Below are 19,426 nucleotides of genomic sequence, written 5' to 3'. Positions count from 1 at the left end.
CTAGTCATCATTCATGATCTTGAATGTTTTATCCCGCAGTTCTCTTCGTACGACAAGTTTTTGGACCGCCGATTCTTCTACCTTCCAACCTCGTTGTTCCAGTTCTGCCTTCGCACGTGGTGAAAACCGTCCTGATATCCAGACCTCACGTTTCGTGATCGGGTGATTGGGCGGCGAAAAATTTAGAATCAAATCTGAAATTAAATCAGTTTCCTTCGACCACCAGCCGTAATCCAACTCGACCGTAAAGACCAAGCGTTGGTCCTTTGTGTACAATAGAGGAATCTTGTCCACCACCAGAATTTCTTTTCCCGGCGTCACAAACTCATGATACCCCAGCAGCATCTCCGCCATACGTTGAAAAAAGAATGCTTCTTCTTCCGATTCAGCCTCCACAGCGACTTCGAAGAACGCAGTCTTGTTTTCCACATCGTTCAGCTTGGCCATGGCCTCGATCAAAATCGTTTCATTCCACGGGTTGAACCAGGGATTCTCGAGGAATTGTTTGATCACCGGTTTTTCAATATGCATGTCCTCTAACTTTTTTCGATTCTTGGTACGAAGATCTTCAGGAGAACTATCCCGAAGAACAATCTCCATATTTTTAGCCGTCTTTGTGGTCGACAACGCTAAACTGGCGACTCCACCAATGGGAATGGTGGCGATGGTCACGGTATAATTGCCGGCCAACGAGGCCCAAGCGGCAGTATTCAACTCTTCTTGGAGCACTGTGTTCGTCGTGTATGGATTGACTTTCAAGTTATAGGCCCATTCACGTTTCGATTGTCCAAACCCGATCATCTCCTCTGCGTAGGTATCTTCCATTTCCCCTCGCTTCCCTCTCACCATTTCTTTAACGCGAGTGTACCAGCGGTATCCGCCTTTCGGAATTCCAGCCACGGTATCGACCGGATCTTTGATAAAATCCCAGGCTCCTCGAAACGGTCGGGTAAGAGAACCTGCGAGGCCTCCTAGATATCCAGTCCTGGCCGGCAATTCTTTTAAGGTGGCAATGGTATTGATTTCATGCACTCTGATAGGAAGCATCGCGTCACCATGGGCCACAAACGTACCGTAATCAGAAATGATGGTATAGGTATTGGTAAAACCATCTGTCCGAACCTCTGGCTCTACGGTGTGGTGCTTACCGTCCAGAAGCTCACTTGACGACACCAGCTCGCTCGCTTTCAAGCGTCGTTTCTCTTCGTACGTAGAGCTGGCTTCGGCGGGGGATAGGGCGCTTTCTTTTTCTAACGCCTGCTCGATCAACGCGGTGGACTTTCGGGGTTCGCTCGACGTGGCTTGTTGATCTGTCGAGCATCCGATACACAGCAAGAACACCAGGACAATAGTATTGGCAGAAGAAAGGGACCGAGAAGCCCATATGCTCTCAGCGCTGGATCGATTGTGTCTGGGAAAAGAATGTAGAGACTTGTCCATGATAGGCGTCTCGTTCATTAATTGTGAGGAAAACCGGACGGAATGATAACACAACTTCAAGACTCTCACAAGAGAGACAATCAAAAAATTTGATCCGCAACGAACAAGGACAACGGTTGAGTCGGACAAGAACCTATTTTATGACATAAGAATAGGAACATCTCAACGTTCACGACATACACGTTCATGGAAATGATCGCGCTGAGACGAAATGTCGATCATCAGAGTGCGTCTTTTCAGTCAAGGCATCTGGACTGACTTGTCTTTTAACTTTTTCCACCTGTACCAGATGACCTCATTGCTGCCGTGCGGATAGAGGCGTCGTTTGATGCGTAAATATGGTCGCAAAAGATACCGCGAATATCGTGCGTTCAGCTTGGAACGCCTTGCCCATCTCAACTCGTCCTCCGTCATACCCTGAGGTTGAAACGCCTTTTTGTGTTTATAGAGATGATAAAAATCTTCTTGAATGAGCCGGTTGAAAATCCGGTCTAGCATCTTTCCCATCAAGGTCCCGTCACCAGGAAACGCCAGAGAAATCTGAAAGTCAATCAAATAAGGCTGACCATTGGTCGAACAAATTACATTCCCTTGCTTATTCAGGTCGACATAAAACACGCGTCGAGCATGCACTTGCTGCAGGATCTTTTTCAATCGATCGAAGAACGAATCCGGCAGATGATCTTTCGGGGTTATTTCATGAAGGGTCTTCCCTTCTATATAATGATGGAAATACCCTCGCCATCCCCACCGAGGCCCGAGCGTGGGAATGCCTTCGATGTCCGCTATCCGTTGATAGACCCGGTATTCATGTCTGGAGATGAGACAGGCAAGTGGGCGAAACAGAATCCCGCCAATGAATCGAAAGTCGCTGAGCTTTAACACATATCCTTGACCGTGAGTATTGCGGTACAGCAAATTCATCGAAAAGAAATCGTCTTTCAAGACGCGCTCATACCTGTAGACTTCACCATCAATCTTCGTTTCTCGTGGAAATGCTCGCGACATGGGATCCTGTTAACCAGTGCTCTCGCGCTTCGTCGTCCTCGTCACTATGCCTTTGAGTCTATCGTAGCGGGCATATGGGGACAAGCCGTCTCTGGCAGACCGCCAGCCCCGTTCCTTTATTTGCAGCATCTCGGCTCTATGATATAGTAGACTTGATTGTCTTCACGGAGAGTATTTCCGGCACGATTCTTCTTTAAATCTTTGTCTTGCTAAACGACCAACCGTGACGACCAGAGTCCATTGACCATCAATGTTTTCTCCTAAAACGTTTCGGGCGAAGCGGCTGTTTCTTGTGCCTGTCATCAACGGAATGCCTCTCCCAGGCAAGGATTATTAATCCGTAGCATTCCGTTCATATTTTTCAAACCCTCCAAAAATCGACATGGAAGTTGTCGAGGGAGGTTTGCGATCTGGAGGAGAATATGTCTGATTCTGTGCAGGAAGGCGAGCCCGGGCTATCGACTCCGGTTGGCACTCGAAGATCGTTTTTTACCCGAATGACAGCCTTGATTGCCTCATTCATCGGGGCTTCCCTGACCATCCCGATCGTAGGGTATGTCATATTTCCGGCGTTTGCCAGACATAAAAAAGAATGGGTGACCGTCGGTACCGTGAAGGAGTTGCCTCTTGAAGAGCCCAAATCCCTCGATTACACCGTCACGATCAAAGACGGCTGGGATGAGACCAAGGTCACAAAAGGTATTTGGGCGATTAAACACTCGAATGACGATGTCACCGTGTTTTCTCCAATCTGTCCACATCTCGGATGCGGGTACCGTTGGGATGCCCAAGACCATTTATTTAAATGCCCGTGTCATGGAAGCGTGTACAACATGAAAGGCGTGGTTCAAGCCGGGCCGGCCCCTCGTCCGTTGGATACCCTCCCGGTGAAGATCGAGAATGGTCAGCTGATGGTGATTTACGAAGAATTCAAATCCGGGTTATCCAAAAAAGTGGAGTTATAAACCATGGCCTTTTCTGTCTATCGATGGATTGATGAGCGGCTCAAACTCAAACCGATAGAACAAACGCTGCTGGATGAACCCATTCCAGGGGGTGCCAGTTGGAACTACGTGTTCGGTTCCGCGACCCTCTTTCTCTTCGTTCTTCAGGCAATTACCGGCATGTGTTTGGCCATCTACTATGTTCCGTCGCCAGACCACGCGTACGACACCGTCCAGTATATCGAAAACGAAGTCTGGTTCGGCTGGTTCATCCGCGGATTGCACCACTGGGGGGCTTCGGCCGTTCTCTTGGCCGTCGGACTCCACATGCTTCAAGTCTTCTTCGACGGCGCGTATAAAAAGCCACGGGAAATCATGTGGATGGTCGGCGTTGTGCTCTTGCTTCTCATGTTGGGATTCGGGTTTACCGGATACCTGCTCCCGTGGGACCAGAATGCCTATTGGGCCACCCAGGTCGGAATCAACATGGCAGGCACCGTGCCGCTCATCGGTGACTTTCTGGTTCATCTCTTGCGTGGAGGCGATACGCTCGGCGCACTGACGCTATCACGATTTTTCGCCATTCACGTGATGATCCTTCCTTCCCTGATCATGACCGGCATCATTCTCCATCTGTTTATCTTGCGACGGGTCGGGCCGGCGGGGCCACATGACGAAACCAAAGCCAGGCAAGGCAGTGAAACGTTTTATCCACGGCAGGTCTACATGGATGCGGTCGTCATGTTGATCACGTTCGCGATCGTGGCCATCCTCGCCTATTCACTCCAATTCCCTCTTGCCGACAAGGCTGACCCCTCCGATCATTCATTCAAACCCGTACCGGAATGGTACTTCCTCTTTCTATATGAATTACTCAAACTCGCCCCTGGCCCATTAATTCCTTACGTTTCATGGTTCTTGCCAGCCCTCTTTACTCTACTCCTCTTCGCCTTACCATTCATCGACCGAAACCCGGGACGCAATCCATCGTCCCGTCCACGAGTCTTAAGCGCGGGATTGGCATTCTTGATCACCGTGTTTGTGCTACTCGGAATCTCGCTACGCGATCTCTACGCCGTCCCCAAAACAGATCCTGTGATCGCCAAGGGCGAAGCCCTCGTGGAGAAGTTTGGCTGCAAAACCTGCCATCGTATCCATGGTGATGGAGCAAATATCGCCCCTGACCTTTCTTATGTCGCCGACCGGCACCCCGATCGCGCATGGCATATTCGACACTTTAAAGATCCGCAGTCTGTTTCTCCCGGCTCATTCATGCCAAAATTTCCGCTAACTGATAAACAATTAAACGATCTAACAAGTTATATTCTTACCCTTAAAAGCGGAAACTAATCGACTGTATTACCAAACAGGCTTGTACGGAAATCCGCTACGAGCCTGCATCTGGTCGCATCACCCATGATCTGACTTCTCTCTCATCCATTTCCCTACTCGAAATTTCGCTTTAGTCCTATCGAACTTCCTGGGTTTAACTTCAGACGTTCCTCTGCCTCAACGAGAAGGCTCAGGCAATCCAGAAAATAAATATTTTTTCGTGCCCGCTCTTAAGAAAGCACAGACAGGTTCCGAAAAAAGAAATATGCGTCCCAAAGGTAGCCCAGAAAAACTTGAGACTCGCAGGCGGCAAGCCGCGAAACTACTCGCCAGAGGAAAAGGCATTCGTGAAGTGGCTCGTCAGATCGGCGCGGCACCATCGTCGGTCAAACGTTGGAAGGATGCGCTGGAACAAGGAGGCTCCGACGCTCTCAAAGCTAAACCGCATACCGGACGGCCTTCCCGTCTTTCACGGCAACAGCGCCTGCAATTAGCAAAGATTTTACGGAAAGGGCCACGAGCCGCAAAGCTGCGCGCCGACTATTGGACTTGCCATCATGTTCAAAAAGTCATCCGGCGGACATTTGGGATTCGTTATCATGCCGATCATGTCAGTCGAATCCTCCGGTCGCTGGGCTGGAAATACCGGAAAACGAAATCCAAAAGCCACTCGAATATCAAGTCAAGACACAACGTACGCCGTCAGTGGGTCAATCCTTAAATTTCTCTCTCTTCCTCTGTCGTACACAAAACGCGTCTCAGCTCTCAAGCCTTCTTTAACCAAAGACCCTTGCGGCCTCGGCATCACATTAATAGTCATGGATTTGAGGCACCTGGACAACATGCAATAGCTGCCCGAGGCGGGCGATGACATCTATGAACCCGTCTGGTTCCGTTGGTTTTGTAATATAATAGCTACACCCCAAATCATGACATTGCTGGACCTCTTGAGGATCATCGGTCGTGGAAAATACCGTGACCGGAATTTTCCGCAACTCCGTATGTTCCTTTATTTGCCTCAGAACTTCGAGACCGTTAATTTTCGGAAGATTAAGATCCAAGAGCAGAATATACGGACAGTGCTGGATCCGAACTTTCCCGTCTCCCCGCCGGAATAAAAAGTCCAGGGCTTCTTGTCCATCTTTCAGCCGAAGATACGTTCGACTTCCCCCCGACCGCTGAAGATTGCGCTCGATGAGCGCCGCATGACCGTCATCATCTTCAGCAATGAGAATTATCGGTGACTGACTCAAGTCTTCCCTGCCTTATGCACGGTGGTAGCAGAAGGAAAACTGACCATAAATTTCGTCCCATGTCCAAATTCCGATTCGACCCACACGTTGCCCTGGTGACGCTCGACGATTCTTCTGACGATCGTGAGCCCCAGACCCTCTCCGCCGCCTTCCTTGGGATTCAGCCGATGAAACATCTCGAATATTTTCCCTTCATGATCGGGATGAATCCCGATGCCATTGTCCTCCACCGTATAAATGGATTTTTCATCCTGGATCTTTCCTGAAATACGAATCACGCCAGGTCTCGCGGGATCCAGGTATTTGTAGGCATTTTCGATGAGATTCGAAAACACCTGACTCACGAGGGTCTCATCACCCAGACAATCAGGGAGGTCATCAATTTGGAGCAACACGCCTTTTTCCTTCAGCTGAAATTCCATGACCGTCGCAATACCATAGACGATGATATTGAGGTTCAGCGGTGATTGATTCAATGATAAACGGCCGAGTCTTGAAAATTGCAAGATTCCTGAAAGAACACTGCTAATCTTCTCTGACCCCGCTCGTATAAAGCGTAAGGCTTCCGGAATTTCTTCATCCAACAGCTGCACGATCTCGGCAGGGGGTAATTCATGAGAAGGCATGTGCTCAATTTTTTCTCGAAGTCTTGCGCAGGAATTGTCCAGTTCTTTACTAAAACCCTGGATATTCACGAGTGGAGAACGCAGATCATGTGAGACGACATTAATGAGGGTTTCTAACTCATAGTTTTTTTGCAATAGCGCATCATTCAGTCGTGCCAGATCATCAACATTCGCGGATAAAGATGGCTGTGGTTCGACTGATGCTTGTTCGGTGGTCACTTCCGCATGAAGCGTCGGACGAGTTGAACGCCTCTGATTTCCGCGAACGCTCTGCTGATTGTCATATTGAGGCTTATCCCACAGCATGGAGAGGAATGCTGCCACCCAAATGGCGAGCAACACCAGAAGCCGGTCTGTCACATCACTCCACGCCAAACGAGTTAAATCCGAATTGGCCAGCGGTAAGAGGGAGAGGATTGAGCAGATAATTGCTGTCACGTACGCAGCAGACGTATAGGATATGCGTGATGCCAGCACGACACAGAGTGCATAGATGGTCCCAACCACTGTGCTGGAATTTGGTGTCGAATCTAGAGCAAGGGCGATCCCCCCTAGAACGACGACCAGCCCGCCCCACAGAAACTCTCTCCTGGAACGTGTCCGGACGACCTGAAATACAATTTTTTCAGTTTGCCTTTGGCCTTTCAGCGTTCGAGGCAAGTCGACGGAACGATTGGGTGGATGCACGAGCATACGTCTCTCGCGAACGAGGCTGTGAATAACGACACTTCAGCTGAACGTTTTCACGAAGTCATAGACGGATATCTACGTTCGGAAAAAAGTTGCAGCACGATTCTTTGAAACGAGTTGGGATAAAGACGGGAAGAAAGATAAAGAATAATAAATGCGGAAAATTAGGAATGTTGAATAGATAGATGAATCATTGTATGACATTTTCTGGACGCGAGCAATACCCCCGCAGTAAGAGGGAATACCCGAAACTTCGGGTATTTTTTCGTACCTCTTATATATAACGATTTAAGAAGCAGCGTGAGAGTTTATCGAGTCAAGAGCCCTCCATATTGGACAAAAAATGGGACAAAGACCAATGATAAAATTGCCGACAGCTTTATAAGAATATTCAGTGATGGACCCGAGGTATCTTTCAATGGATCCCCCACCGTATCGCCTACCACTGCCGCCTTATGAACCTCTGTGCCCTTTCCTCCAAGATTGCCCTTCTCGATGTATTTCTTCGCGTTGTCCCAGGCCCCGCCACTGTTCGACGAAGAAATGGCAATCACTCCACCAGCAACAAGTGACCCGGCCAAGACCCCGGCGACAGCCTGAATGCCGAATAAGAATCCCGTAATTAAAGGAGTTCCCATGATTAGAATACCCGGAGCAATCATTTCTTTCAGGGCAGCCTGAGTCGAGATGGCGACACATTGTTCATAGTCCGCCTCGGCTTTTCCTTCCATGAGTCCCGGGATGGTACGAAACTGACGTCGAACCTCTTCGATCATCTTATAGGCTGCTGATCCCACGGACTTCATCGTCATCGCAGAAAAGTAAGCCGGTAACACGGCACCGATAAAGAGTCCAGTATAGACCAGAGGATCGAGCAGATTGATGCTCCCCAAGAGATCATAGTCTGCCCCGTGTTGCTCCTTGAGCAGTAAATCAGCCCGAGTGAGGAAAGCCGCGAACAAGGCCAATGACGTCAAGATCGCAGCTCCGATCGCAAACCCTTTTCCGATGGCTGCAGTCGTATTTCCAGCGGCGTCCAAGACATCAGTCCGATTTCGTACACGCTCCGGCATTCCGGCCATTTCGGCGATGCCCCCGGCATTATCCGAAACGGGTCCGTACGCATCAATGGTTAATGCAATGACCAACGTGCCCAACATCCCGAGTGAGGCAATCGCCACACCATACATACCGGCCAACATCCAGGGAATATAAATCGCCAACCCGATCGCCAGGTATGGGCCTACAGCGCTCTGGTATCCTAAGGCCAACCCAAAGATAATATTCGTCGCCGACCCCGTTTCACATGATTTCGCGACTTCTCTCACCGGCGTATAATCATGCGACGTGTAGTACTCTGTCATCAGTCCGACCAGGAGGCCCGCGATTAGGCCTGTTAAAAAACAGAAATAGACCCCAATATCCGAGTAGGTATGTCCTGCGATTTGAAAGGACTCGGGCACCATCATTTTCGTCACAACGAACATTGCCACGGCTGTCAACGCGCTGGACACAATCAACATTTTTTTCAATGCCGGCCCGACTTCGTCTTCCGTGTTGACTTTAATCATCATCATAGTCAGCAAACTGATGGGAATCCCGATGGCTGAAATCACGATCGGATAGAGCAACGCATCGACCATCCCGGAAAAGGCCACCGCGCTGATCACCATCGCGGCACAGGTACTTTCCGCACAAGAACCGAACAAATCAGCGCCCATCCCGGCCACATCACCGACGTTATCGCCCACATTGTCCGCAATCACAGCGGGGTTTCTGGGATCATCTTCAGGGATACCGGCTTCGACCTTCCCAACCAAATCGGCCCCGACATCCGCTGCCTTGGTGAATATTCCACCGCCTACCCGGGCGAATAACGCAATACTCGAGCCCCCAAGACCAAACCCCGCGATAACCTCCATAAGGATGTGAGTAGGGAGTTGTTCCGGCATGATGTTGACGAGTAGAAGATAGATCAGAAGCATACCGAGTGCAGCGAGACTCACAAGCCCAAAACCCATCACAGACCCGGAATGCAACGCTACGTTGAAGGCCTCTGAAAGCGACTTATTGGCCGAAACGGTCGTCCGTACGTTTCCTTGCGTAGCGATCTTCATGCCGATAAAACCCGACACGATCGAAATAATCGCCCCAAAGATAAACGCAATGGCCGTATAGATCCCTTCATTCACATAGTCCGTATGATGATCATCGATCAAAATAGCGATGATCGCCGCAAACACGGCCATGAAAATAGCCATGAATTTATATTCCTGTTTTAAAAAGGCCATGGCTCCGCCCGCGATCGCTGCATGGATCCGCGCTAATCGTTGCTTAATCTCAGGATCATCCACCCCCATGTCAATCGGAATTTTTTGAATGGAGGATGAATAGTAAAACGCTATGACTAGTCCAAGCAGTGAAAGGGCCAGAATAATAGTTATCGCCATGTTATCTAGTTCTCCATTCTTCTAAGAAAGATTACTCCGACGCTCACTCATACGACGAGGCAATAAATTGCTCACATCTAGATTCTGACTCGTCTTCGTTCATATCAAATCGATAGAACGTTATTACGCAATTGTTACCAAAGATTCCTTCATGAAACGTGGATGGCCAAATGGCTGGCGTCGTTATTCGCTCGTGACTTGCTCCTACACGAAGAATAACGGCGAATCAACAGATGTGCTCACGATCAGCAGCATGATAGGAAAATTATCCGAAAAAACAGGCCATTATAACCAGTAGAGAACAAAATGATCAAGCCCATATGTGGGTTTCTACTAGGTAGCTGCCTGCAGTCTTGAGGAAAATAATGAGGTCACAGACAACCCTGCCCATCGATTGACTCTCATTCGACATGAAAAAGCCGCACAAGCTCAATGGTCGAAGCAGGACTGATACAGGGCATCGACTTCTTCCTTAGTCATCTCGCGACTCTCTCCAGGTTGTAAATGTTCAAGATACAGGGAACCAATTCGAACACGAGCTAACCGGAGCGTGGGATAACCAACCGTAGCAGTCATTCTCCGAATCTGTCGGTTGACTCCTTCGCGAATCTCGATCTGAAGCCATTCCGTTGGGACATGTTTACGATACCGTATGGGAACTGCTCGCGGCCACAAACATGGTTCTGACGAAAGCCGCTTGACCTTAGCTGGCCGGGTTTTCTTTCCTTTGAGGAATACCCCACTCCGCAAGGTTGATAACGCCTCTTCCGTGGGAACTCGCTCCACTTGAACCCAGTATGTTTTCCAAACCTTATAGCGCGGGTCGGTTATACGATGCCGCAGCCTCGCGTCCGAGGTTAACAACAAAAGCCCCTCACTATCCAGGTCGAGTCGACCCGCGGCATATACGTATGGAGTCTTGATGTACTGGGCTAACGTCGGGCGCCCATCAGAATCCGTGAAGGAAGACAAGATTCCATACGGTTTATTGAACACGAGGTATTTGTGGGGTGAAACATCCATGTCGCAACGAATTGGGCCGCGAAGAATTGGGTACCCTAACAAAACTTCCATCCGTAGACTATCAGAACCCTAAAGATTAAGAACTGGCACCTCGAGAAAAGTCTTTTCCTGAATCCTCATTTCATGCGTTTTCACTACACGGTGATCATCCGCGAGACCAAGGAACACTCCAATTTTTATTGCCCGCTCGTGTGATTTCTGATAACGTGGCACCCAAGTTTCACAATGACATTTGTCGATCAAACTCTTGGACGAAGGAGCCGTGCATGACGTGGGAGCCCAAAGACCCTTGGGGACGTAGCGGGGATGATCCGCTTGATGAAGCCCTGAAAAAAGCTCAAGATCAATTCAAGCGTATCGTACCGACGGGTGGTGGATTCACGTCGATCGCTCTGATCGTCGTCGCCATACTGGCTCTCGCACAATCGTTTTTCATCGTGGCTCCTGATGAAGAGGGGTTGGTCAAACGGTTTGGCAACGTTGTTCGGACCGTCGAACCTGGACCGCATCTGAAAATCCCTTTCATCGAAACCGTCGTGACTCCGAAAGTTGAAAAACTACACCGCGTCGAAGTGGGATTCCGAACGGATGAACGAGGAAGGACACGCCCGGTTCCTCGCGAATCCTTGATGCTCACGGGGGACATGAATATCCTGTCAGTCGAATTTATCGTTCAATATAAAATCAAGAACGCTCGCGATTACCTCTACAATGTCACCAACGTTGATGCCACCATTCATAATTCTGCCGAAGCGGCCATGCGTGAAGTCATCGGGAAAAACAAGATAGATGAAGCCTTGACGGTCGGAAAGGCCGAGATCCAGCAAAGCACCCAAGCTCTCTTGCAGGGAATCCTCGATCAATACCAAGCAGGCGTACAAATCGCGACGGTCCAGCTCCAGGATGTCAATCCGCCAGAAGCCGTCGCCGCGGCGTTCAAAGACGTTGCGAGTGCGAAAGAAGACCGTGAGAAGCTAATCAATCAAGCTCACGGGTACCGGAACGACCTCTTGCCCAGAGCCAAAGGTGAAGCGGCTCAACAGGTGAACATCGCGAAGGCGTACGCTCAGGCACGCATCACCAAAGCCGAGGGTGAAGCCAATCACTTTTTGAAGACGCTCAAGGAATACAACCAAGCCAAAGACGTCATCAGCAAACGTGTCTACATCGAAACCATGGAAGAAATTCTTTCCAACACGGATAAAATCATTCTTGACACGAATGCAGGGAAGAATGTCCTCCCGTATCTTCCACTCGACCGGCTGAAACAGCCCTTGAGTTCATCACGAGAAGGAGGAGCGGGGTCATGAACAAACAAAATATCCTCGTCGGACTCCTCGGCATTCTCATCCTGCTGGTCATCCTTGGCGCTTCGCCCGTCTTTATCGTTGACCTGACCGAAACGGCTATCGTCGTCCGCCTCGGCAAACCCGTCAATACAGTGACCGAGCCCGGACTCAAGATTAAATTTCCCTTTATCGAAGAAGTCACCTATTTTGATAAACGCCTTCTCGACTACGACGCACCCTCGCGCGATGTGATCACCGAAGATAAAAAGACCATCGTCATCGATAACTTTGCGAAGTGGCGTATCGTGGATCCACTCCGTGTGTACCAGGCTTTCCAGACTCAGCGGGGAGCACTTCAACGTCTGGACGACATCATCTATTCTGAGCTTCGGGTTGAACTGGGGCGTCATGAATTAACCGATATTGTCTCAGCGAACCGCGCACTCATCATGAAAGTCGTCTCCGAGCGTTCGAATGAAAAGGCTTCGGCATATGGGCTGGAAGTATCCGACGTCCGCATTAAACGGGCAGATCTTCCGGAACAGAATGAGAAGGCCATTTTCCAAAGAATGCAGGCTGAACGGGAGCGGCAGGCAAAACAGTATCGCGCCGAAGGTGAAGAAGAGGCCCAAAAAATTCGCTCTGAAGCAGAGAAAGACAAGGAGATCATTCTCGCCAAAGCCTACAAGACAGCCCAGGAGTTACAAGGTGACGGCGACGCGCAAGCGTTTAAAATCTATGCGGCGGCCTACGGACAAGGCCCGAAATTTTTCGAATTTCTGCGTTCCATGGAAGCCTATAAAAAGACGTTTACTCGAGACAATACGACGATGGTCTTAAGTCCTGATTCCGAATTTTTGCAATACTTAAAGAAGCGGTAGGACAACAACCCCGCCCAACGTCCTCCGGCATTCGGAGGACATCTCCACCCTTACCTGATAGACTTCGGCCATGGCCAACGCTGAACAACTCGCCATATTGATCGACGGTGGCGTTGAAGCATGGAATAAATTCCGGCGGACGAACCCGGCGGTTCAGGCCGACCTGCGAGACGCCGATTTGTCTGGGTATGATTTTACGCGCGCGGATTTCAGTCATGCTGACCTCACCGGAGCGAATATGTCCGATGCTTATTTATTGAGAGCTGATTTTACCGAGTCCATCCTGAACGCGGTGAATTTCACGGAAGCCGATATCATCGAGGCTAACCTGATCAAGGCATCCTTGAAAAATTCCACGATGGTCATGGTCGATCTCAGTGGATCAGGGTTAATCAGAGCTGACCTATCAGGAGTGAATCTGACAGAGGCAAACTTGACCCGGACTTCTTTACCGTGGGGAAATCTCACGAAGGCCGACTTAACGCGAACAAAGCTACATCTCACAGATTTACGAGAAGCTGCACTGATTGATGCCAATCTTCAGGGCGCCTCGCTTCAGGATGCTTCCCTCACGGGCACGAATTTCACGAGAGCCAATTTGACCGGCATCAAACACATCTCCATTGACTTACTCAGCAAGGCCAAGACCCTCTACCAGGCTCAGCTTGATGCCTGTCTTGCTGACGCGCTACGTTCACACCAGAACCTATTCGAAAAGCCTGACGACCGCATTTCAGCATAGCCTTCTCTTCCGACTCTCCTGAATTTCTATAGCCGTTTCAAATAACTTCCGTATGGTTCAACGTCGTACCGCGCGGGGTTTGTCGTCTGTATCGATTGGAATTTATCTGGATTCGCTATAGTGGAGAAATCAGCCCTGGCTAAGCGCGACTGATCACGACGATCTTCCCCATCAGGCGGGATGGGAACGAATCGGGCGGGTCAACAAAGTCAATCCGTGGACCGACTCCTTGGATCAAACGTTTTCCTGAAGCCGTCTGCACGATGCCTTTCATACGTAACGCGTTCAATTCGGTCAATCGCTTTACCAGAACCTCTTCCTCTATTCCAGATTCTATCGGCAAGATCTGACTCGTAAATTGTTCATGCGTATGGGTTTCCCCGCATTCAGATTCGTGAGAACGGCGGGACGAAATATTCTGGGGATCGGGAGGAAATAAAATCGCAGAATCCACGGCCGCGTTGACACTTTCCACGATGGGAGTGTCTGGCGCATATTCATTAAGTATCGTCTTTAACGACTCGACATGGGAATTGGGGACTAAATCTATTTTATTGAGTACAAGAATATCGGCCGATGACACCTGCTGTTCAAACGTTCCGGCTAAGTCCCGCTTTTGGAGCAATTGCTCGGCATTCACCACGACCACAGCCAGGCTCTCTCCGGCCCATACTGAAACCGGTTCACGCCAGAACGTCGTCAAAGTATCAAAAGGAAGGGCGACTCCAGATGTTTCCACGATGACGCGATCTGGCCGAATTCGTTCCCACAGTCCTTGAAGAGTTGTCAGCAATTCATTCGATAACTGACAACAAACACATCCCCCCTCTAATTCGACGTAGCCTCTGGAACTCTCATTTTGCAAAAGCGCTTCATCAATCCCAAGCTCTCCAAACTCATTAGAGACGACGGCAAGCCGGTGACCGGTGGCTTGCGCCTCTTGCAAGAGCGAACGAACCAAGGTGGTCTTTCCCGCCCCAAGAAATCCAGAGACGACTAAGACCGGAACCTTGTTCGTCATCTTAGTCTCATCTTTCATGGTGACTAAACAACCCCTTTTTCATTACTGATCGTTGGACTTTATGCGCTCTATCGGCTCTAGTTGGGATGGTGGGAAACTATAGACTGATGAACGTCATTCACTAATTTCGTAGACTAACGTGACTGAAGCACGAATGGAGAGCTCGCCTGGAGACACAGGTACCGAAGAACCGGCATTTTCCATCGCCATGCTCATCATCGCTCTTTCTCTCGTCCGTTGGTTCGGGATGGGAGATCCTCCTCTCTCCGTGACAGAGAGCAACCGAAGCAATCGCACATCAAGAGCCTGAGCTAATGTTTTAGCCTTTTCCCGAGCACGATGAGCCGCCCTCGTAAGCGCGTCAAGTTGGGCCGGATAGCTATCTCGCAATCCCCAGGTAATATGGGAAAATCGATTGGCCCCTGCCTTCAATGCTTGATCAACTACACGACCGACCCGCGTGAGGTCGAACACTTCAACCAGGAGAGTATGAACGACCGTGTATCCGATGATTCTCGGGACATCGGGGATGGCCGGCTGACTAGACTGCCGATGAGGACGGGGGGGATATTGGGGAGTGACTGACAACGAGGATGTTTGCACATGTTCTTTTTTAATACCAAGCTTTTGTAAGTCCGATAGCACTCGTTCCATGTTTTCCTTGTTTTCCTCTTGCACGGCTTCAAAGGACTTACCCGTCGTTTCCACTGAGAGATGGATAACGGCTTTGGTTGGCGCTAACTGAACGATGCCCTCCTCCGATACTGTCAGAGTTGGGGTCGTTTGACGATCTTCGTCTGCCCATGCCTGATTGGCGGTGTTCCCGAAAAACGGCATTGGAACATTGAGTAGAAAAAATACCAGACAAACTATTCTGATCATTGACAAAGTCCTTGAAACTTCATGAGAATAGATTGATGACTACTTCTCTGTCAGACTCAAAGGAACCCGCCTCCTCAATTCCCGATCGCCTATGCACCTGGTGCCAAACTACGATGAAAAAACGGCTGGTCGGCGAAGGAAGATTTATCCACTATACCTGCCCTTCGTGCGTATTCCAACATACGGCCAAGAATAACATCCAATAAGAATAGCGTTGACAAGACTTTACAATCTACATTTACCTGTTCGCTCCATCTACTCTTATTCGCTGCCTGCATAACTTTATCACTGTTTTCTCAGATTCTCTTGGTCTTTTTCATGACGTTCCCACACCCCATCAATAATACGCTGCTCGGCTTCTTGCGCCTCTTTACTTAGCAAGGCAATACGTTGAATCTTTTGCTGATATTCGTCTTTTGTCATCATGCCTGCGTTATAACCACTACATGCTTCAAGATATCTCACAATAATCTTATGCATGTCGTTATTCCAGTTGACCGCTTCCTCTCTATCCATTCCAAGATCGGCACCGGCAGATATCTGCATGTATCCTAGCTGGAATTTAAACGAATCTTTCGTTTTTATAGTTTTGTACACAGAGCAATCCATTGACTTTTCAAAATTATTACCTTGTGGGAATCCTGCACAACCCGCTAACATGAAAACACTGACAATAGCCACCACGATCATTACAGAAATTCTTTCTTCTCGATCGTCGCAACGTTGTCTCATCATAAGCTTTTGTCCTTTCGTACGAATCCCACAAGTCAATGAGTGTGAAACTTTCTTAATAACCGTACATGAATGTCTGCTTATACTCTCAAGCAATTATCCTTAAACTCCTTCATGTTACTGATCTCAATACCACCTTTGCCCTTCAACTGCGATAAAATATTTTCACAAGCTAGAGATTTGTTCAAAGCAGCCAACGCATAAGCTTCGCTTATGAATGGATTTACCCACACTGCAACAATTTTGCTTCCTACCAACTCAGCTAAGACAAGCCTATTGAGAGCCTCACTAACCGCATTTTCCTCGGCCGAAATATTTACACTCGAACTCGCAAATCTCGCTGTACTTGAATACGATGATTTTATTGATGCTTTTATACTCGCTGCAATTTGATTTTTTGCGTTCTCTTGCGCAGCACGACGGAGTAATGATTTATTAGGAATACCACTAGCACTTCCAACTCCATAAAGCATCTCAGTATTAGGATAAAACCCCTGAGGTTCGTTTATCCATTTAGGCGCCTCACCTTTCTGGATCAAACATTCAGTACTTGTGCATGGCGCTGGTAGTGGTTGACTCGCACAGCCCCACAGAATCAATAACAACGTGCCAAACACCATGAAGTGAGAATTCCAACTATTTCTTCTGCCTACGAGCATCATGAAGCCTCCGTTCCTGAACACTGAGAACTCAATTTTCTCTTATACATAAAGTGGCCATAATCGTCTTTCACCAAATTTCTATATTTGCCAAGGTATTCTGCTGATTATGTCTCTTCTCGGCTAAGGAATTCGTTCACGAGTAGTTCGCCTGCCACCTTCCCCGCCTCTCTTAATGCGTTCATACCAGCTGTTTTTTCATTTCGGTCATACCCGCGCTGTTGTATTGGCAATGTAAGAATTGTGTCCCCTGTAGCAATATCGAAGACACGTAATGTTCCCTGTGCTTCATAAAAAAAATTGTTCATCGTGAAACTACGAGAGGAAGCATTGCCATTGCCAGCAATAAGAAATTGAGCGCCCTGAGATTTCAGGAAACGTAATAGCGGTTTTTTATCCTTCAGTTCCAATTGATGAACATTCTCCACTTCAAAATCTTTGGGGGGAGTTAAGTCCAATACTGTAAACAAATGCTTCGTTAATACAGCTGTAAGATGTGCCCCCAGGATCGATGGAGTATTAGTCTGATCGTGGTTTTTCTCCACGACCCAAACAACAACTCTTCTCAGCTGTCGTATGACATTCTCTTCGGAGCGCGTAAGCAATATTGCTAGTTCCTGACTGTCGGCAACATCATCCTCATCTAATGGAACGACCGTTCGTACTTGTCCAACCAGGCTTAGTGCATCACGATAGTATTTCTTGGACAAGGTGAATTTATTTTCTTTTTCGTATTCCTTGCCTGTCTGATATAGGTTGTAGGCTGCGTACACCGTTGACTCATCTTTCGTTTGCCGTCGAATAAACTCTTCCGTCGCCTCTCTTTTGGGGTACTTGAGCAACACAAACACATCATACTGCTCCAATTGAGAATTCCCTTCAATTCTGGTCATTTTTTTATGATAGAAGTCAACAGAAATCGCTTTTACAACAAAGGCTTTTGTATTGGCTTTGAGTGACTCTCCTACATTTTGCTCACTTTCAGTATTGGCCATCTTGAACTCTGACTCGATATCAGTCCCAAGATAACCAGCGATTTTACTGAGAGCCGCATGCCGGGCAGACTGAATTCCACTTTCAAGTGAATCTGCGCGCGAAGCTGATCCCACGAAATACAAAAAGTCCAATTCTAGCGGTACTTGTGAAATCCATTGAGGCTTGGATTTTGATTCTGTCCATGTAATTTCTGGAGTGCTCGCACACCCGACCATAACATGCAATGCCATTCCGATTATGCATAACCATTCCAATTTGCATAACGAATGCATCGACTTCCCCCCCAGCCTCATGCCCCATCTCCAGCTTCTCTACGCTCTTTTTTAAGACAATCATTTATTTTCCTCATCACTGGGGCAGGGAATGTATCAAGAGTGTCATCTATGACCTTAGAGAGAAGTTTTTCTGCCTCCTCATGCTTTCCAAGATATGCCTTGAGTACGGCTAAATCAAAACGAGCTGCAGAGAGAGCCTTAATGTCAACTTGTGGTTGAGCCTCAGCTTCTTGTAGGGCCTTAGCAAAAATCCTTTCAGCATTTTCTTCTCGTCCGGACTTCACCTCAAGAATTCCACGATCTAATTTAGGAATATCGCTGTCCACAAACAATACGACCTTACGAAGCTCAGTCCAATTAACCGTAGCCTTTGTCATGTCACTAACAAGTCCAGTGAGATTTTCTTCCTGTAACGTCTCTTCATCAATGGGTTCTGGTATAGCTGGATCCAATGCTGTGGATGTATCTTGTTGAGTTCTATGTAGTCGCTTGCTCTTAAGGTTTTCTCCAGTTTCTACTGAAACCACGTTCAGTGTTCCCTTCATCGTCGCCGAACCATTTCGAGTGTTTAATGTACACATTTCTTCTTTACTTTTGTGGCACGGAATTTCCGACTTACTAAGTTCCTCAGGTTCTTTATAATTACTCGTAATCCTTCCTGTTACAATGACACCAGCAGGCAATAACTTGCCAAGTTCCGGACGATTCTTAGGATCGAACAAATCATCATTGTTACCTAATTCTGACTTCAAGTTATCCAATTGAGTGCGGTCAAGTACTTTCAATTGGCTTTTTTTTTGCAATTGCTCCTTGTAGGCAGTAGCAAACATATCGCCATAATCACCTTCAATCTTCGTGAATGCAATAGTTTTATATTTTCCCAAATCTATTTCCGCTCGATGTGTTACTCTAAGGTCAACCTGACGGCTATTACAGAACAGCGTAAATGATTGACACAACTTTGCGGTAAAATTAGCCCAGTAATCTTGTTTTGTGAGGACTTCACATTGTTCCAACGTGGCGTCCGGTTTCTTATGGCTCAAATACTTTTCCAATTTTGCACAGCCAGAAGCGATTAGAATCAGCGACATAGTAATAACAATATACTTTAATTTCATACTCCTGCCCTTCCTTTCTAAGCCTAGTAGATGGCTTCAGGTATAACGAATTATGCCTATGCCTT

The 19,426-nt window shown here is 48.1% G+C and carries 18 protein-coding genes; 6 read left to right on the top strand and 12 right to left on the bottom strand.

What is annotated here, in order from left to right; translation table 11 throughout:
* Together MRJ96_07660 and MRJ96_07655 are read right to left on the bottom strand one after the other, a co-directional pair.
* A complete protein-coding gene (locus tag MRJ96_07660) occupies positions 1–1,440 on the bottom strand; it encodes a hypothetical protein (GenBank protein ID MDR4501309.1) in 1,440 nt (479 codons plus the stop codon).
* Between the two features lie 240 nt (positions 1,441–1,680).
* Positions 1,681–2,448 (bottom strand): hypothetical protein, encoded by a 768-nt coding sequence (locus MRJ96_07655; protein MDR4501308.1) that lies wholly within the window; start codon positions 2,446–2,448, stop codon positions 1,681–1,683.
* 422 nt (positions 2,449–2,870) lie between these two features.
* Here MRJ96_07655 and MRJ96_07650 point away from each other — a divergent pair, with 422 nt between their 5' ends.
* The 3 genes from MRJ96_07650 to MRJ96_07640 all read left to right on the top strand — a co-directional run bounded on the left by MRJ96_07650 (position 2,871) and on the right by MRJ96_07640 (position 5,445).
* The gene (locus MRJ96_07650) at positions 2,871–3,413 is read left to right on the top strand and encodes a ubiquinol-cytochrome c reductase iron-sulfur subunit (GenBank protein MDR4501307.1); all 543 of its coding nucleotides are present in this window, start codon (positions 2,871–2,873) and stop codon (positions 3,411–3,413) included.
* Positions 3,414–3,416: 3 nt separating this feature from the next.
* The gene (locus MRJ96_07645) at positions 3,417–4,742 is read left to right on the top strand and encodes a cytochrome b N-terminal domain-containing protein (protein MDR4501306.1); all 1,326 of its coding nucleotides are present in this window, start codon (positions 3,417–3,419) and stop codon (positions 4,740–4,742) included.
* 247 nt (positions 4,743–4,989) lie between these two features.
* Complete coding sequence (locus MRJ96_07640) at positions 4,990–5,445, top strand: winged helix-turn-helix domain-containing protein (protein ID MDR4501305.1); 456 nt, start codon at positions 4,990–4,992, stop codon at positions 5,443–5,445.
* A gap of 88 nt (positions 5,446–5,533) precedes the next feature.
* On the opposite strand, the gene MRJ96_07635 is transcribed toward MRJ96_07640, so the two are convergent.
* The 4 genes from MRJ96_07635 to MRJ96_07620 all read right to left on the bottom strand — a co-directional run bounded on the left by MRJ96_07635 (position 5,534) and on the right by MRJ96_07620 (position 10,766).
* A complete protein-coding gene (locus tag MRJ96_07635; GenBank protein ID MDR4501304.1) occupies positions 5,534–5,977 on the bottom strand; it encodes a response regulator in 444 nt (147 codons plus the stop codon).
* Positions 5,974–7,296: an ATP-binding protein gene (locus MRJ96_07630; protein ID MDR4501303.1), complete on the bottom strand. Its 1,323-nt coding sequence runs from the start codon at positions 7,294–7,296 to the stop codon at positions 5,974–5,976. Before MRJ96_07630 ends, MRJ96_07635 begins: the two co-directional genes overlap by 4 nt.
* Before the next feature lie 305 nt (positions 7,297–7,601).
* Complete coding sequence (locus MRJ96_07625; GenBank protein ID MDR4501302.1) at positions 7,602–9,743, bottom strand: V-type H(+)-translocating pyrophosphatase; 2,142 nt, start codon at positions 9,741–9,743, stop codon at positions 7,602–7,604.
* 429 nt (positions 9,744–10,172) lie between these two features.
* Positions 10,173–10,766, bottom strand: coding sequence for a pseudouridine synthase (locus MRJ96_07620; protein ID MDR4501301.1), 594 nt, complete (start codon positions 10,764–10,766; stop codon positions 10,173–10,175).
* Positions 10,767–11,032: 266 nt separating this feature from the next.
* Between MRJ96_07620 and hflK the strand changes: the two genes are divergently transcribed.
* From hflK to MRJ96_07605, 3 genes are all read left to right on the top strand, one after another.
* Positions 11,033–12,076 carry an FtsH protease activity modulator HflK gene (gene hflK / locus MRJ96_07615; GenBank protein MDR4501300.1) on the top strand — a complete coding sequence of 348 codons (1,044 nt, stop codon included), beginning with the start codon at positions 11,033–11,035 and terminating at the stop codon, positions 12,074–12,076.
* Entirely contained in the window at positions 12,073–12,936 is an 864-nt protein-coding gene (gene hflC, locus MRJ96_07610) for a protease modulator HflC (GenBank protein MDR4501299.1), read from the top strand. Before hflK ends, hflC begins: the two co-directional genes overlap by 4 nt.
* Before the next feature lie 70 nt (positions 12,937–13,006).
* The gene (locus tag MRJ96_07605; GenBank protein MDR4501298.1) at positions 13,007–13,678 is read left to right on the top strand and encodes a pentapeptide repeat-containing protein; all 672 of its coding nucleotides are present in this window, start codon (positions 13,007–13,009) and stop codon (positions 13,676–13,678) included.
* A gap of 139 nt (positions 13,679–13,817) precedes the next feature.
* On the opposite strand, the gene MRJ96_07600 is transcribed toward MRJ96_07605, so the two are convergent.
* From MRJ96_07600 to MRJ96_07575, 6 genes are all read right to left on the bottom strand, one after another.
* Complete coding sequence (locus MRJ96_07600; protein MDR4501297.1) at positions 13,818–14,699, bottom strand: GTP-binding protein; 882 nt, start codon at positions 14,697–14,699, stop codon at positions 13,818–13,820.
* Between the two features lie 114 nt (positions 14,700–14,813).
* Positions 14,814–15,581 (bottom strand): SIMPL domain-containing protein, encoded by a 768-nt coding sequence (locus tag MRJ96_07595; GenBank protein ID MDR4501296.1) that lies wholly within the window; start codon positions 15,579–15,581, stop codon positions 14,814–14,816.
* A 285-nt stretch (positions 15,582–15,866) separates the two neighbouring features.
* Positions 15,867–16,316, bottom strand: a complete 450-nt coding sequence (locus MRJ96_07590; protein ID MDR4501295.1) for a hypothetical protein — start codon at positions 16,314–16,316, stop codon at positions 15,867–15,869.
* A gap of 77 nt (positions 16,317–16,393) precedes the next feature.
* Positions 16,394–16,975, bottom strand: a complete 582-nt coding sequence (locus tag MRJ96_07585; protein ID MDR4501294.1) for an LPP20 family lipoprotein — start codon at positions 16,973–16,975, stop codon at positions 16,394–16,396.
* 104 nt (positions 16,976–17,079) lie between these two features.
* Positions 17,080–18,198, bottom strand: a complete 1,119-nt coding sequence (locus MRJ96_07580) for a hypothetical protein (protein ID MDR4501293.1) — start codon at positions 18,196–18,198, stop codon at positions 17,080–17,082.
* Between the two features lie 59 nt (positions 18,199–18,257).
* Complete coding sequence (locus MRJ96_07575) at positions 18,258–19,361, bottom strand: hypothetical protein (protein ID MDR4501292.1); 1,104 nt, start codon at positions 19,359–19,361, stop codon at positions 18,258–18,260.
* Positions 19,362–19,426 lie beyond the last annotated feature (65 nt).

Source organism: Nitrospirales bacterium (assembly GCA_031315865.1).
Taxonomy (GTDB): domain Bacteria; phylum Nitrospirota; class Nitrospiria; order Nitrospirales; family UBA8639; genus JAGQKC01.
Note: the sequence above shows the minus strand (reverse complement) of the source record. Positions and strands in the feature narration are given on the sequence as shown.